This is a genomic window from Pseudomonas muyukensis, assembly GCF_019139535.1.
Taxonomy (GTDB): Bacteria; Pseudomonadota; Gammaproteobacteria; order Pseudomonadales; family Pseudomonadaceae; genus Aquipseudomonas; species Aquipseudomonas muyukensis.
The window spans coordinates 4717723-4731995 of sequence record NZ_CP077073.1 but is presented as its reverse complement, the minus strand read 5'-3'; the positions used below and the strand labels follow the sequence as shown (position 1 = coordinate 4731995).

General features: G+C 65.0%; 13 protein-coding genes. 8 read left to right on the top strand and 5 right to left on the bottom strand.

Going from position 1 to position 14273, the window contains the following annotated elements:
• Position 1 precedes the first annotated feature (1 nt).
• Both KSS95_RS20830 and KSS95_RS20825 read right to left on the bottom strand, forming a co-directional pair.
• On the bottom strand, positions 2-847 hold the full coding sequence (locus KSS95_RS20830) for an AAA family ATPase (RefSeq protein WP_152953989.1): 846 nt from the start codon (positions 845-847) through the stop codon (positions 2-4).
• A 191-nt stretch (positions 848-1038) separates the two neighbouring features.
• Positions 1039-2121 (bottom strand): DUF748 domain-containing protein, encoded by a 1083-nt coding sequence (locus tag KSS95_RS20825; protein WP_217849254.1) that lies wholly within the window; start codon positions 2119-2121, stop codon positions 1039-1041.
• A 133-nt stretch (positions 2122-2254) separates the two neighbouring features.
• Between KSS95_RS20825 and cysK the strand changes: the two genes are divergently transcribed.
• The 3 genes from cysK to KSS95_RS20810 all read left to right on the top strand — a co-directional run bounded on the left by cysK (position 2255) and on the right by KSS95_RS20810 (position 5586).
• On the top strand, positions 2255-3229 hold the full coding sequence (cysK, locus tag KSS95_RS20820) for a cysteine synthase A (RefSeq protein ID WP_217849252.1): 975 nt from the start codon (positions 2255-2257) through the stop codon (positions 3227-3229).
• A 156-nt stretch (positions 3230-3385) separates the two neighbouring features.
• The gene (locus KSS95_RS20815) at positions 3386-4321 is read left to right on the top strand and encodes an aspartyl/asparaginyl beta-hydroxylase domain-containing protein (RefSeq protein WP_217849250.1); all 936 of its coding nucleotides are present in this window, start codon (positions 3386-3388) and stop codon (positions 4319-4321) included.
• Positions 4322-4704: 383 nt separating this feature from the next.
• On the top strand, positions 4705-5586 hold the full coding sequence (locus tag KSS95_RS20810; RefSeq protein WP_217849248.1) for a DMT family transporter: 882 nt from the start codon (positions 4705-4707) through the stop codon (positions 5584-5586).
• 37 nt (positions 5587-5623) lie between these two features.
• On the opposite strand, the gene KSS95_RS20805 is transcribed toward KSS95_RS20810, so the two are convergent.
• Positions 5624-6499, bottom strand: coding sequence for a DMT family transporter (locus KSS95_RS20805; RefSeq protein WP_217849247.1), 876 nt, complete (start codon positions 6497-6499; stop codon positions 5624-5626).
• Between the two features lie 161 nt (positions 6500-6660).
• Between KSS95_RS20805 and aceK the strand changes: the two genes are divergently transcribed.
• A complete protein-coding gene (aceK, locus tag KSS95_RS20800) occupies positions 6661-8376 on the top strand; it encodes a bifunctional isocitrate dehydrogenase kinase/phosphatase (protein WP_217849245.1) in 1716 nt (571 codons plus the stop codon).
• Between the two features lie 107 nt (positions 8377-8483).
• Here the strand turns inward: aceK and KSS95_RS20795 are convergent, their stop codons facing one another.
• Both KSS95_RS20795 and KSS95_RS20790 read right to left on the bottom strand, forming a co-directional pair.
• Entirely contained in the window at positions 8484-9344 is an 861-nt protein-coding gene (locus tag KSS95_RS20795; RefSeq protein ID WP_217849243.1) for a DUF6279 family lipoprotein, read from the bottom strand.
• 123 nt (positions 9345-9467) lie between these two features.
• On the bottom strand, positions 9468-10379 hold the full coding sequence (locus KSS95_RS20790) for a LysR family transcriptional regulator (RefSeq protein WP_217849242.1): 912 nt from the start codon (positions 10377-10379) through the stop codon (positions 9468-9470).
• A gap of 49 nt (positions 10380-10428) precedes the next feature.
• Here KSS95_RS20790 and KSS95_RS20785 point away from each other — a divergent pair, with 49 nt between their 5' ends.
• The 4 genes from KSS95_RS20785 to KSS95_RS20770 all read left to right on the top strand — a co-directional run bounded on the left by KSS95_RS20785 (position 10429) and on the right by KSS95_RS20770 (position 14271).
• On the top strand, positions 10429-11721 hold the full coding sequence (locus KSS95_RS20785) for a serine hydrolase (RefSeq protein WP_217849240.1): 1293 nt from the start codon (positions 10429-10431) through the stop codon (positions 11719-11721).
• Between the two features lie 107 nt (positions 11722-11828).
• Positions 11829-12266 carry an OmpA family protein gene (locus KSS95_RS20780; protein ID WP_217849238.1) on the top strand — a complete coding sequence of 146 codons (438 nt, stop codon included), beginning with the start codon at positions 11829-11831 and terminating at the stop codon, positions 12264-12266.
• Positions 12251-12598: a peptidoglycan-binding domain-containing protein gene (locus tag KSS95_RS20775; protein ID WP_217849236.1), complete on the top strand. Its 348-nt coding sequence runs from the start codon at positions 12251-12253 to the stop codon at positions 12596-12598. The genes KSS95_RS20780 and KSS95_RS20775 overlap by 16 nt, the downstream gene beginning before the upstream one ends.
• A complete protein-coding gene (locus tag KSS95_RS20770; protein WP_217849234.1) occupies positions 12595-14271 on the top strand; it encodes a peptidoglycan D,D-transpeptidase FtsI family protein in 1677 nt (558 codons plus the stop codon). Before KSS95_RS20775 ends, KSS95_RS20770 begins: the two co-directional genes overlap by 4 nt.
• Positions 14272-14273: the final 2 nt, after the last annotated feature.

Sequence of the window (14273 nt, the reverse complement as noted above, 5' to 3'; positions counted from 1 at the left end):
GTCAGCGGTTGCCGCGCCGGCTCATGAAGGCCAGGCGCTCGAGCAGTTGCACGTCCTGCTCGTTCTTTACCAGGGCGCCGGCCAGAGGCGGGATGGCCTTGGTCGGGTCGCGCTCGCGCAGCACCGCCTCGCCGATGTTGTCGGCCATCAGCAGCTTGAGCCAGTCGACCAGCTCGGAGGTGGAGGGTTTTTTCTTCAGGCCCGGCACCTTGCGCACGTCGAAGAACACGTCAAGCGCCTCGCTGACCAGCGACTGGCTGATGTTCGGGTAGTGCACGTCGACGATCTGCTGCAAGGTGCCGCGGTCGGGGAAGGCGATGTAGTGGAAGAAGCAGCGGCGCAGGAAGGCGTCGGGCAGCTCTTTTTCGTTGTTGGAGGTGATGATGATGATCGGTCGCTGCTTGGCCTTGATGGTCTCGTCGATCTCGTAGACGTAGAACTCCATCTTGTCGAGTTCCTGCAGCAGGTCGTTGGGGAACTCGATGTCGGCCTTGTCGATCTCGTCGATCAGCAGGATCACCCGCTCGTCGGCCTCGAAGGCCTCCCACAGCTTGCCTTTCTTCAGGTAGTTGCGCACGTCGTGGACCTTGTCCACGCCCAGCTGCGAGTCGCGCAGGCGGCTGACCGCGTCGTACTCGTACAGGCCCTGGTGGGCCTTGGTGGTGGACTTGATGTGCCAGGTGATCAGGCGCGCGCCGAAGGAGGCGGCCAGTTGCTCGGCGAGCATGGTCTTGCCGGTGCCCGGTTCGCCTTTGACCAGCAGCGGACGCTCCAGGGTGATGGCCGCGTTGACCGCCAGCTTCAGGTCGTCTGTGGCGACGTAGTCGCGGGTGCCTTCGAACTTCATGAACCGATCCTCTGGGGTAGCTGGCTGGCGTCATTGCGGGCAGACCCGCTCCCTGTAGGAGCCGGCTTGCCGGCGATAGGGCCGGCCCAGGCAATACCTGTTTATTGATGTGCCAGCGACTATAACGCCACGACCGACGCGTGAAAACGCAGACCGGGTATTCAGTCCCTGAATGGTCCGTCACCCAGGGCTCAGTCGGCATTGGGCGGTGGCTGTTCGTAGCGTGCGTTGAAGGCCTGGATGAAGCCATTGCGCAGGATTTGCAGGAACGCCGAAAACGCGCTGATGTCTTGCTGGTGCACGCTGCCGCTGAGCGCCACGCGGGTGGCGAACTGGTTCTTTGGCTGGTTTTTCAGGACGGTTTCGCTGGCGCCCACCACGGCCTCCCAGATCGAGCGCAAGAAGCCCTTGTCCTGGTCTTGCACATCCTGTTGCCAATTGAACACGTCGACATCGCGCAGCAGTGGCTTGATATAGCCCTTGAGCCGGCCGTTCTCGGCCTCGGCCTCTATCACCAGGTCGCCATGCCCGGCATTGAAGTCGAACTTGCCGTAGGCGCTGGCGAAATCGTTGAGCCGACGCAGCTCGATGCCGGTGGCGCGCAGACGGAATTCGAAGTCGTCGAAGTCACTGAAGGGGTCGAAGGTGGCGCGGCTCTCTACCTTGGCGTTGCCCAGCAGCAACGCGGTGCCGTCGAAGCGGGCATCGCGCCGGCCCTGTTCGTCGCGCACGTTGGTCAGGTTGCGGATGCTGGCTTCCAGGTGCGTGGCCTTGAGGTCGACCGGTGGCTTGGAGTTGAAATTACGAAAGGTCAGGGTGCCTTGCTCGATGCGCACGTCGTTGAGGGTAATGGGCAGCAGCTTCTCCAGTTGCTGGCGCCAGTCGGTGCCCTGGCCGGTCTGCGAGTTCTGCTTGTTGCCGCCGTCGACGAAGTTCAGTTGTGGACGCACGAAGGTCACTGCGGCGACCACCGCGCGGTCGTACCACAGCGCATGCCAGCTCACCGACAGGTCGATCAGCGGCGCGTCGAGCAGCGGCACCGGCACCTTGGCGTTGACCTTGACGATTTTCAGGCCGTTGATCTGGTAGGCGCCGCGCCACCAGGCCAGGTCCACGTCGCGGACCTGGCCGCGGTAGTCGCCCATGTCGGCCAGCTTGTCGTTGAGGTAGTCACGGACCAGGTAGGGCAGGGCCAGGTGCAGGGCCACCAGCAGCACCAGCAGCACCAGCAGGCCGGCCAGGCCGCCCAGCGGCCAGCGATAACGCGCTTTCATCGGGTTTCTCCGCAGGGGGGCTTGTGCGGTTGACCGCCGCACGCCCGGCCGAGTTCGAACGGGCTTTACGCCCCTCTGCTACGGGCTTACCCTCATGGTTTTCCCTGCACCTTCATGTTCAAGGACCCCTGCCATGAGCCGTATCTACGCAGACAACGCCCATTCCATCGGCAACACGCCGCTGGTGCAGATCAACCGCATTGCCCCGCGTGGGGTGACCATCCTGGCCAAGATCGAGGGGCGCAACCCGGGTTACTCGGTGAAATGCCGGATTGGCGCGAACATGGTCTGGGACGCCGAAGGCAGCGGCAAGCTCAAGCCGGGCATGACCATCGTCGAACCGACCTCGGGCAACACCGGCATTGGCCTGGCCTTCGTCGCCGCCGCCCGCGGCTACAAGCTGATCCTGACCATGCCGGCGTCCATGAGCCTGGAGCGACGCAAGGTGCTCAAGGCCCTGGGCGCGGAGCTGGTGCTCACGGAACCGGCCAAGGGCATGAAGGGCGCGATCGAGAAGGCCAACGAAATCGTCGCCTCCAATCCTGCGCAGTACTTCCTGCCGGGCCAGTTCGACAACCCGGCCAACCCGGCCATCCACGAGAAGACCACCGGCCCGGAGATCTGGAACGACACCGACGGCGCGGTGGATGTGCTGGTGGCCGGCGTCGGTACCGGCGGCACCATCACCGGTGTGTCGCGCTACATCAAGCACACCCAGGGCAAGTCGATCCTGTCGGTGGCGGTCGAGCCGGTCAGCTCGCCGCTGATCAGCCAGACCCTGGCCGGCGAGGAGCTCAAGCCCAGCCCGCACAAGATCCAGGGCATCGGTGCTGGTTTCGTGCCGAAGAACCTCGATCTGGCCATGGTCGACCAGGTCGAGACGGTGACCGATGAAGAGTCCAAGGCCATGGCCATCCGCCTGATGCAGGAGGAGGGCATCCTCTGTGGTATTTCCTGCGGCGCGGCGATGGCGGCGGCGGTGCGCCTGGCCGAGAAGCCGGAGATGCAGGGCAAGACCATCGTGGTGATCCTGCCGGACTCGGGCGAGCGCTACCTGTCGAGCATGCTGTTCAGCGATATGTTCAGCGAGCAGGAGAATCAGCAGTAAGCGACAAGCTGCAAGCGGCAAGTTGAAGGCGCGGCCGTATTGACGCGGATCAGCTTGAGCTTGCCGGTTGCAGCTTCTGGCTTGCAGCTGCTCCTGATGGGTTTATGATGTCCGGCTATCTGGGGATGGCCTGATTTCCCCTCCAAGGAGTGTTGCATGACCTTTTCCTTCGTCGCCAAGGCGGGTGTCCTGCTGGTGTTCTTCGGCAGCGTGCTGTTCGTGCACCTGCGCGGCAAGGCACGCCTGCCGGTACTGCGCCAGTTCGTCAACCATTCGGCGCTGTTCGCCCCCTACAACAGCCTGATGTACCTGTTCTCCGGCGTGCCCTCCAAGCCCTACCTGGATCGCCAGCGCTTCCCTGAACTGGATGTGCTCAAGGACAACTGGCAAGTGATTCGCGAAGAGGCCATGCGCCTGTTCGACGAGGGCTACATCCGCGCGGCGGAAAAAGACAACGACGCCGGCTTCGGCTCGTTCTTCAAGAAGGGCTGGAAGCGCTTCTACCTGAAGTGGTACGACAAGCCGCTGCCGTCGGCCGAGATGCTCTGCCCCAAGACCGTCGAGCTGGTCAGCGCCATCCCCAACGTCAAGGGCGCGATGTTCGCCTTGCTGCCCGGCGGCAGCCATCTCAACCCGCACCGCGACCCGTTCGCCGGCTCCCTGCGCTACCACCTGGGGCTGTCGACGCCGAACTCGGACAACTGCCGCATCTACGTCGACGGCCAGCCGTACGCCTGGCGTGACGGCGAGGACGTGATGTTCGACGAGACCTTCGTGCACTGGGTCAAGAACGAAACCGAGGTTACCCGGGTGATCCTGTTCTGCGACGTCGAACGCCCGCTCAACAGCCCGCTGATGACCCGCATCAACCGTAAGGTCAGCGCCTTCCTCGGCCGTGCCACCGCGCCGCAGAACACCGATGACGAGCGCGTCGGCGGGATCAACCAAGCCTATGCCTGGAGCAAGCGCTTCAGCAATGTCATCAGTACCCGGGTCAAGCGGTTCAAGCGCGCCAACCCCAAGGCCTACCGCATCCTGCGGCCAGTGCTGGCGGTGGTGGTGGCCTACGCCCTGTATCGCTGGTTGTTCTGAGTCGTCCTCGTGGGGCAAACCCGCTCCCCGGTGGGAGTGGGCTTGCCCCACGAGGATTCCCCCGCTATATTCCCAAGCACTTTCCTTCCAGAAGACCTGTTCATGCCTGGCATCCCCTCCACCACTGCTGACGTTCTCGCGCCTGTCGCGGGCGTTGTCGTGCGTGGCAGCCAGCAGCCGGCCATGATCAGTCACTATCCACCACCTGTCAGTGGCGTGGTAGGCGGCGTAGCTCCGCCTCCTCGCGCAGTCGTGGTGCTGGGCTGATCGGCCGCTGGCCGCCTCCCCACCGCACGCGCAACTCACTGAACACGGTCGGCTATCCCTGCATCAGGCGATAGATCCGCCCGTACGGCTTTACTTGCCCATACAGGTGGCAACACATGTCAGTCTTTTCCAAAGCATCCGTGGCCTCGGCGGCCACCACCAGCCTGTTCGTCCTGCTGTGGAGCAGCGGGGCGATCGTCTCCAAGCTCGGCCTGGCCCAGGCCAGCCCCTTCGCCTTCCTGCTGCTGCGCTCGGCCCTGGCCCTGGCCGGCCTGCTGTTGATCGGCCCCTTGCTGGGGCTGCGCTGGCCGCGCAGCCGCGCCGGCATCCTGCGCGCCCTGGGGACCGGGTGCGTGCTGCTCGGCGCCTACCAGATCTTCTACCTGCTGGCGCTCAGCACCCATGTCACGCCAGGGGTCATGGCCACGGTCATGGGCGTGCAACCCATCCTCACCGTGGCGCTGATGGAGCGCCAACGCTCGTGGAGCCGGCTGTTCGGCCTGGGGCTTGGGTTGGGCGGCCTGGTGATGGTGGTCTATCAGGGCATCAACCTGGGCGGGTTGTCCCTGGCCGGGATGCTGTTCGCCCTGCTGGCGCTGGCCAGCATGACCTGCGGTTCGATCCTGCAAAAGCGCATCACCGACAACCCCATGGGCACCTTGCCGCTGCAGTACATCGCAGGTTTTGCCCTGTGCGCGCTGTTCGCGCCGTTCCAGCCGCTGCATGTCCAGTGGAACGCCAGCTTTGTCGGCGCCCTGCTGTGGATGGGGCTGGTGGTCTCGCTGCTGGCCACGTTGCTGCTGTACCGGTTGATCGCCCGGGGCAACCTGGTCAATGTCACCAGCCTGTTCTACCTGGTGCCGGCGGTGACCGCGGTGATGGATTTCATCATCTTCGGCAACCGCCTGGCACCGCTCAGCCTGCTGGGGATGGGGTTGATCGTGGTCGGGTTGCTGTTCGTGTTCCGCAAGCCGGCGTTGCGCACGGCTGAGGCTTGAGATGAATCGGTGGGCGCGGGGCAAGCCCGCGCCCACGTCACGACCGTGCCGGGCGTAGCACCAGCCATAGCGCCGCGCCGATCAACACCCCGCCATACAGGTGGGCCATCGACAGTGGCTCATCCAGCAGCCACGCCCCCCACAGCACGCCAAACACCGGAATCAGGAAGGTCACGGTGCTGGCCTTGACCGGCCCGATCTCGTTGAGCAGGCGGAAGTACAGGATGTAGGCGAATGCCGTGCACAGCAGCCCGAGCCCGAGCAGCGACAGCCATACCTGCCAGCCACCCCAGCTGGCCGGCGGTTGGCTCAAGGCGCTCCAGGCGAACAATGGGCTGAGCAGCAGCGTGGCCCCCAGCATGCTGCCCAGCGCCGACAGGCGGCTGTCCAGGGTAGCGACCCAGCGCCGCGCCAGGAAACCGGCGAAGCCATAGCAGGTGGTGGCCGCCAGGCATGCCAGGGCGCCTTGCACCAGGGCCATGTCCAGCGCCACCGGCCCGGCGCCGCTGAGGATGCCGACGCCGAACAGCCCGAGGAAGATCCCGCAGAGCTTGGGCAGGGTCATCGCCTCGCGGAAGCACAAGGCACCGATCAAGACCCCCATCAGCGGCGTGGTGGCGTTGAAGATCGCCGAGTAGCCGGCCGGCAGCACCTGCGCCGCCACCGAGTAGAAGGTGGCTGGGATCCCCGAGTTGATCATGCCCAGCACCAGGCAGGCCCCCAGCTTGCCGTCGAAGTCCCAGCGCACGCGGGCGGCGGCAAGGATGGCGATCAGCCCCAGGCAGGCGATCGACACGCGAAAGAACGCGGTCGGCACCGTGCCCAGCTCGGGGGCGATGATGCGCATGAACAGGAAGCTGGCGCCCCAGACAGCGGCAAGGGTCAGCAGGCGGGCGAGGGCGATGGGGCTCACGGGTGGTCTCCGGCGGGGGGCTGGGGCGCGAGTGTACGTCAGGGAACCGGGCGATTCTTGTGCTTTCTTGCTGTGTGACGGGCTGTGCGCAAGATTACCCACGAACGATTGTTCCTGGGCCGGCTAAGCTGTTGCGGTGACCAATGCACAGAGGCACGCGCATGACCCCACCCTGGCCCGCCACGGATATCGCCCGGATGATCCTCGATGGCTTCGACGATTACCGCGAGCATTTTCGCCGTATCACCCTGGGCGCCCGCGAACGTTTCGAACAGGCGCGCTGGCAGGACATCCAGCAGGCGGCGGCGGCGCGCATCAACCTCTACGAGGAGCAGGTCGCCGAGGCGCGCGACCGGCTGCGCCAGCACTTCGAGGCGCAGGTGCTGCTGGATGTCGAGCAATGGCCGCTGGTCAAGAGCGCCTACATTCGCCTGATCGACCCGCGCCTGGACGATGAACTGTCGGAAACCTGGTACAACTCGCTGTTCTGCAGCCTGTTCAGCCACGACCTGATCAGCGATGGCTGCATGTTCATCCACACCACCCGCCCCTCCATGCGCGGCCACGAGCGCGCGGCGCAGACCCGCACCTACGCCCTCGGTGGCGGGCTGCAGGGGCTGTTGCGGGCGATCTTCGCCGATTATGCGTTCAGCGTGGCCTACGCGGACCTGCAGGGCGACCTGGCGCGGCTCGAGGAGCAACTGCGCGACTGTCTGCCCGACTGGGTCTGCAAGGACCCGGCGCTGAGGGTAGAGCTGTTCACGTCGGTGCTGTACCGCAACAAGGGCGCCTACCTGGTCGGCCGCCTGTACACCCCCGACGAGCAATGGCCGCTGGTGATCCCGCTACTGCACCGTGAAGGCCACGGCATCGAGGCCGATACCTTGATCACCGACGAAGCGCAGGTGTCGATCATCTTCTCCTTCACTCGTTCCTACTTCATGGTCGATGTGCCAGTACCGGCCGAGTTCGTCAACTTTCTCAAGCGCATGCTGCCGGGCAAGCACATTGCCGAGCTGTATACCTCCATCGGTTTCTACAAGCATGGCAAGTCGGAGTTCTACCGGGCGCTGATCAACCACCTGGCCAGCAGCGACGACCGCTTCGTCATGGCCCCGGGCGTGCGCGGCATGGTCATGAGCGTATTCACCCTGCCGGGCTTCAACACGGTGTTCAAGATCATCAAGGACCGGTTCTCGCCGTCGAAGACCGTCGACCGCGCCACGGTGATCGAGAAGTACCGCCTGGTGAAAAGCGTCGACCGTGTCGGGCGCATGGCCGATACCCAGGAGTTCGCCGACTTTCGCTTTCCGCGCGGCAAGTTCGACCCCGATTGCCTGGCCGAATTGCTGGAGGTCGCGCCGTCCACTGTGGCCCTTGAAGGCGACAGCGTGCTGATCCGCCACTGCTGGACCGAACGGCGCATGACCCCGCTCAACCTGTACCTGGAGCAGGCCAGCGAGGCCCAGGTGCTGGAAGCGTTGGAAGACTATGGGCTGGCGATCAAGCAATTGGCGGCGGCGAATATCTTCCCCGGCGACATGCTGTTGAAGAACTTCGGTGTCACCCGCCATGGCCGCGTGGTGTTCTACGACTATGACGAGATCAGCTTCCTCACCGAGGTCAATTTCCGGCATATCCCGCCGCCGCGCTATCCGGAGGACGAGATGTCCGGCGAGCCGTGGTATTCGATCGGCCCACATGACGTGTTCCCCGAGGAGTTCCCGCCGTTCCTGTTCGCCGACAGCGGCCAGCGCCGGCTATTCAGCCGGCTGCATGGCGAGCTGTACGATGCCGATTACTGGAAGGGGCTGCAGGAGGCGATTCGCGCGGGGAAGGTGATCGATGTGTTCCCGTATCGGCGCAAAGGCCGTTGATCAGGCGCAGCTGGCCCCGGTGAGCGAGGGCGCGTGGGGGCGGGCTTGCCCCGCGATACCGGCGCAGCCGGCGCCATCCAGCGCAAGGCAAGGCCGATAGTCGCCACTCACCCCTTCAGGCACTTGAGCTCGCTGAAGTCCGCCCGCACCTTGCCCAGCCGCTGTTGCAGGAACTGCCGCTGCGCCGGGCTGCTCTGCTTGAGCAGATCCACCAGCAGGCTGCGCGCCTGGCGCTCGGTGTTCTGGAACGCCAGGCGATATTCGGGCGTCCACAGGCTTTCCTTGCGTTGCAGCAACTGCGCCAGCCGGGGCTCGAAGCTGGGCGTGGCGCGCTGGTCCATCACCAGCACCAGTTGCTGCTGCCAATGGGCCCTGTTGGCGATCCATTGGCGGTTCTGGTCGCCCAGCGCCTGTGACCAGCTCATCACCCGCAGGCGCTGTTCGGCATTCAGCTCGCCCAGCCACGGCTCGAGGCGTTTCTGCATGCGCTTGGCGCGATTCTCGACCTGCTCGGGCAGGGGCGTGTCGACATAGGCCTTTTGCCGTTGCTCGATGTCCTCGCGGAACGCCCGGCGCATCTCGCTCACCTGCTCGTCGCTCATGCCGCGCAGCAGCTCGGTGGCAGACGGGGTGATCTGCTCGGCGACCCGACCGATGGCCTGGCGTGCCTCGGTCGTGCGCTGGCGCAGGGCATCGTCGGTGACCGAGTCGCTGGCCACCATCAGCCGCACCCGGTCGAGCCAGTCGAGGTAGCCCGGCAACTGGGTCTTGCAGTGCCAGGCCAGGTGCGCCTTGAGCTGTTCGTCGAGCAGGCGCTTCTGCTCGCGGTTCATGTCCAGGTAGTCGCCCAGCGACCAGGGTACCAGGCGGTCGAGGTTGCGGTAGGCCAGGTCGATGCGGCTGCAGGCGGCCAGGGCCAGGGTGATGCCGAGGATCAGCAGCAGGGCGTGGGTCAGGCGTGATGGCATGGGCGAATCCTTGCGAGGACTGACCTGGCGATAGACGCGCAGCCAGCCCGGCAGGTTCCTGCGCGGTTGGGCGAGGCCTGCCGGATGGCTTTACTTCCAGCGTAGCCTGCGCGGCGGGAACGATCAGCCGAGGCGAAACGATCCCGCCACCAGTTCGATGATCAGCTCCCTGACCTGCAGCAGCGCCGTGTCGTGCTTGCTGCCCACGCGCATGCCGATCTCCAGCTCGTAGGACGGCATGGGCACGGGGCAGGCAAAGCTCCGGATGCGGCTGATCCGTTCCAACGCCAGTGCGGCATGGGTGGGGACCGTGGTGATCAAATCGGTGTCGACGAGCAGGAACGGGACTGCCGCGAAGTGTGAGGTGGAGGCCCTGATACGACGCTTGTAGCCTGCGGCATTGAGCCCTTCGTCGACAATGCCGACGTAGCCGGCGGACGATACCAGCAAGTGCGGGCGCTGGGCATAGTCCTGCGCGCTGGTCGGCACGGGGTTGTTGGCGTCGGCAATGCCCAGGTAGTTGCCCTTGCCCAGGCGCTGGCGGGCGATCAGCGGGGAGGACAGGCCGCCGGCGCTGACAGCAATGTCGATCTGATGGCGCATGAGCATGTCCTGGACCAGGCCGCTGTGGGTCTGCCGGAAAATGATCCGCAAGCCCGGCAGCTGTCGCTCGACACGTTGCAGCAGCTGTTGCCCCAGGGCGATCTCGCTGTCGTCCGACAGGCCGATGGTCAACGTGCGGCCATTGACCTCCTTGCCCCCTGCCGACAACGCCAGGGCCTGGCGACAGCGGTTGAGCGCCTCGCTGATCAGCGGAGCCAGTTCGTTGGCGCGCATGGTGGGCCGCAAGCCTCTGCCGGTGCGCTCGAACAGGGGGTCGGCGTACAACTCGCGCAATCGCCCCAGAGCCGCACTGACGGCGGGCTGGGTGACGCCGAGGCGAATCGCCGCGCGGCTGGCGCCGCCTTCTTCGATCAGGGCGACGAATACCCGCAACAAGTTGAGGTCGATTCTTTCGATATCAACTGAATTCATAACAGATATCCTTTATAGCGCGTTGATTTATAGTCTACGCCTCTTCACCATGTTTTCAATGTTGCTGGCGGGCGCTGAACTTTGCATAAAGTTGCTGGCCGGGTGTTATTGCAAGTTGTTGATGTGGTGCGATTTAAAAGCGATGAAAAAGATCAGGCAGGTTTATTGGTTGTTGCTGTTGCAAGTGTTTATCGGCGTCGCGGGCGCCCGTGCCGATGAGTGGGCGGGAGCACCGGGTATCGCTGCCCAGGCGTGGATATTGATGGACGCCGACAGCGGCGCGGTACTGACCGAGGGCAATGCCGACAGGCCGGTGGAGCCAGCCAGCCTGGTCAAGATCATGACCAGTTATCTGCTGGGCCAGGCGCTGAAGTCGGGGGCGCTGTTAGCTGCTGACAAGGTGCATGTAGGCACTGAGGCCTGGGCCGCGGGGAATCCGGTGTTGCAAGGGTCTTCGCTGATGTTCCTCAAACGGGGTGACCAGGTATCGGTCGCCGAGCTGAACAAAGGCATGGTCGTCGCCTCCGGCAACGACGCCTGTATCGCACTGGCCAACTACCTCGCCGGGAGCCAGGACGGCTTCGTCACGTTGATGAACGAGACCGCCCAGGTGCTAGGGCTGAGCAATACCACGTTCAAGACCGTGCATGGCCTGGCGGCGGCCGGCCAGGTCAGCAGTGCGCGCGACATGGCGGTGCTCAGCCGTGCGCTGATCCATGACCTGCCGGAGGAATACGCGCTTTTCAAAGAGCGGGCGTTCACTTTCAACGGCGTGCATCAGTACAACCGCAACCGCCTGCTGTGGAGCACCAGCCTGGAGGTGGATGGTTTGAAAACCGGCAACTCGCAGGAGGGAGGGTTCAGCTTGGTGGCGTCCGCGGTCTCGGGCAATCGGCGCTTGATCGCCGTGGTGATGGGCGCTGATTCCGACCACGCCAGGTTCCAGGAAACCGAGAAGTTGCTGAAATGGGGCCTGCGCGCGTTCGAGACCGCCATGCCCATCAAGGCCCATGAGGCCTTCATCGAAAAGCGCGCCTGGTTTGGCGCCGCGCGAACTGTGCGGCTCAACGCCGGCGAGCGTCCCGCGATCACGGTCCCCTATGGCAAGGCGGACGCGGTGAAGATCAGTGCCATCCTCAACGAACCTTACTTGCGGGCACCGCTACGCAAGGGCCAGGTGGTGGGCGTCGTCAACTTTCAGCTGGATGCGCTGACGATTGCGCAAAAGCCACTGGTGGTGATGGAAACGGTTGAACAGGCGGGTTGGTTCAGTCGCCTGTGGGACGCGGTGCTGTTGAAGCTCCAGCAATGGCTCGGCGTCTGCGTGGCCTGCGCTGTCTGATGGCGCGGGCACAACCTTGGAACATTCAGTTGATGAGCGTGTGGCCGATGAATGCCTTGCAGATGTCTTGGTTTGTCCTATGTGCACTGCTGTTGCCGGGATGCAGTGTGGGTGCCGACAGCGACCCCGATGCGCTGTGGGTAAGCCTGGCGCAGGCCGATCAGCAGCAGGCGTTGAAACTTCAGCAACTGTCGGACGAGCAGGACAATGTCGCGGGGTTGGTGGTGTTGTTCGGCTCGGACAGCGCGCAAGTGAGCCGCGACGTGCAACGCCAGTTGCGGGTTGTTGGCCGTTACCTGAACGCCCACCCCATGGCAGAGGTGCGTATCGAGGGGCACACGGATGACCTGGGCTCGCCCGAGCAGAACACGGTGCTGGCCCAGGCTCGGGCGCAGATGGTCGGTTACTACCTGATCAAGTACGGCGCCTTGTTCGAGCAGATCGACACCACCGCCTACGGCGAGCGCTACCCGCAGCGCGATGGGCAGACCGCGCAGGATCGGCAGTGCAACCGGCGGGTGGTGGTCGAATGGACGACCTATTGACCCACCGCAGGTGCTCGACCACCTGGGGCACGCTGAGAAGCCTGGGGATGTGCTGGCTGCTGGTGCTGGGCGCTGCGCTGCCCTGTTCGGCGCGCGCAGTCCCGGAACATGAAGGCTCGGCCCCCTTGGGTACGGCCTTGGTGGCCAGGCTGCAAGGGGCATTGCAGGCCCGCGAATACTACCGCGGCGAGATCGATGGCCTTGCCGGGGCGCACACCCAGGAAGCCATCTACCTGATGCAACTGGACTTCGAGCTGCCGCTCACTGGCAGTGTCAACGCGAGGCTGCTGCGCTTGCTCGATATCCCAGCACCTGCCTGGTTGGCGCAATGAACCTGCGCTGGCGCTTCAGGGTGGTGGTTTTTCTGGTGGTGTTCATGGCGGCGATCGTCAGTGCCCGGGTGGTCTACCTGCAGGTCATCGATACGGCGTTTCTTCGCCAGCAGGGCGATGCACGCAGCCTGCGCCATGTGCCGGTTGCCGCCTCGCGTGGGCTGATCACGGACCGGGCCGGGCGGCCGCTGGCGGCCAGTACGCCAATGGTGACGGTGTGGGGCGATGCCAGGGTACTGATGACGCAGCAAGCCAAGTGGCCGCTGCTCGCCCAGGCACTGGATGTGCCCCTGCCGTTGCTGGCGGCGACCTTGACCCGGCGTCGCGACAAGGCGTTCAGTTATCTGCGATGGGGCTTGTCGCCGGAGCAGGGGCAGATGCTCGTCCAGGTGTTGCAGCGCGAGCAGATCTTGGGCGTGCACACCGTGCAACAGCCGCGGCGGTTCTACCCGGCGGGGGCGGTCGCGGCCCAGGTGGTCGGCGTCACCGATCGGGACAATCGCGGCAGCGAGGGCATGGAGCTGGCATTCGATGCGACTTTGCGGGGTGTCGATGGGCTGCGTCGGCTGATCAAGGATCGCCGTGGCAGCGTGATCGGGGACCGGGGTATCAGCCGGGCGGCGAGCCCGGGACAGACGTTGGCGTTGTCGCTGGACCTGCCGTTGCAGTACCTCGCCAACCGCGAGCTGCGCCTTGCCCTCGATGAGCATGCCGCCGTGGCCGGCAGTGTCGTGGTGCTCGATGTGCGCAGCGGGGAAGTGCTGGCGCTGGCCAGCCAGCCGACGTTCAACCCCAACAACCGCGCACGCTTGCGCCCCTCGTTGATGCGCAACCGCGCCGTGGTGGATGTATTCGAGCCTGCGTCCACCCTGAAGCCGTTTGCGGTAGCGGCGGCGCTGGAGAGTGGCCGCTGGCTGCCGGGCGATACCGTGAAGGTCGAGACCGGCACCTTGCAGGTAGGGCGGTATCTGATTCGCGATGCGTCGCGTACCGCCGGTGAAGTGCTGGACATGACGCAGATCCTCGTGCGTTCGAGCAACGTTGCCATCAGCACGGTCGCCTTCGACATTGGCGCCGCGCGAATCCACGAGTTGCTGCGGCGTACAGGGCTGGGCCAGGTGACCGGTACGCGGTTTCCCGGCGAGCGTTCGGGCGCCTTGCCTGTGCGCAGGGTCTGGCAAGCTGCCGAGACGGCGACCTTAGCCTATGGCTACGGTGTTTCGCTGACCGCGGTGCAGTTGGCCCGGGCCTACGCCGCCTTGGCCAACGGCGGCCGGCTGCTGCCGGTTTCGCTGTTACGGGTCGAGGCGCCGCCGGCGATGACCCAGGCCCTGAGCCCTGGCATTGCGAACAAGGTCAGGGACATGCTGGTACAGGTGGTCGAGGACCGTCGAGGGATCCACCGGGCGCGGGTGCCTGGCTACCGAGTGGGGGGTAAAAGCGGCACGGCAAGGCTGTCCAGGGCGGGCTCCGGCGGTTATTCGGGGCACGCCTATCGGGCGATCTTCGCCGGTTTTGCCCCGGCCAGCGCGCCGCGCTTCGTGGTGGTCGTGGTAATCGAAGACCCGATCCGCAATGGCTATTACGGTGGGCGGGTGGCCGCGCCCGTGTTCAGTCGGGTAATGGCGCATGCGCTGCGCCTGTATCAGGTCGCGCCCGACAACCTCCACTGAAT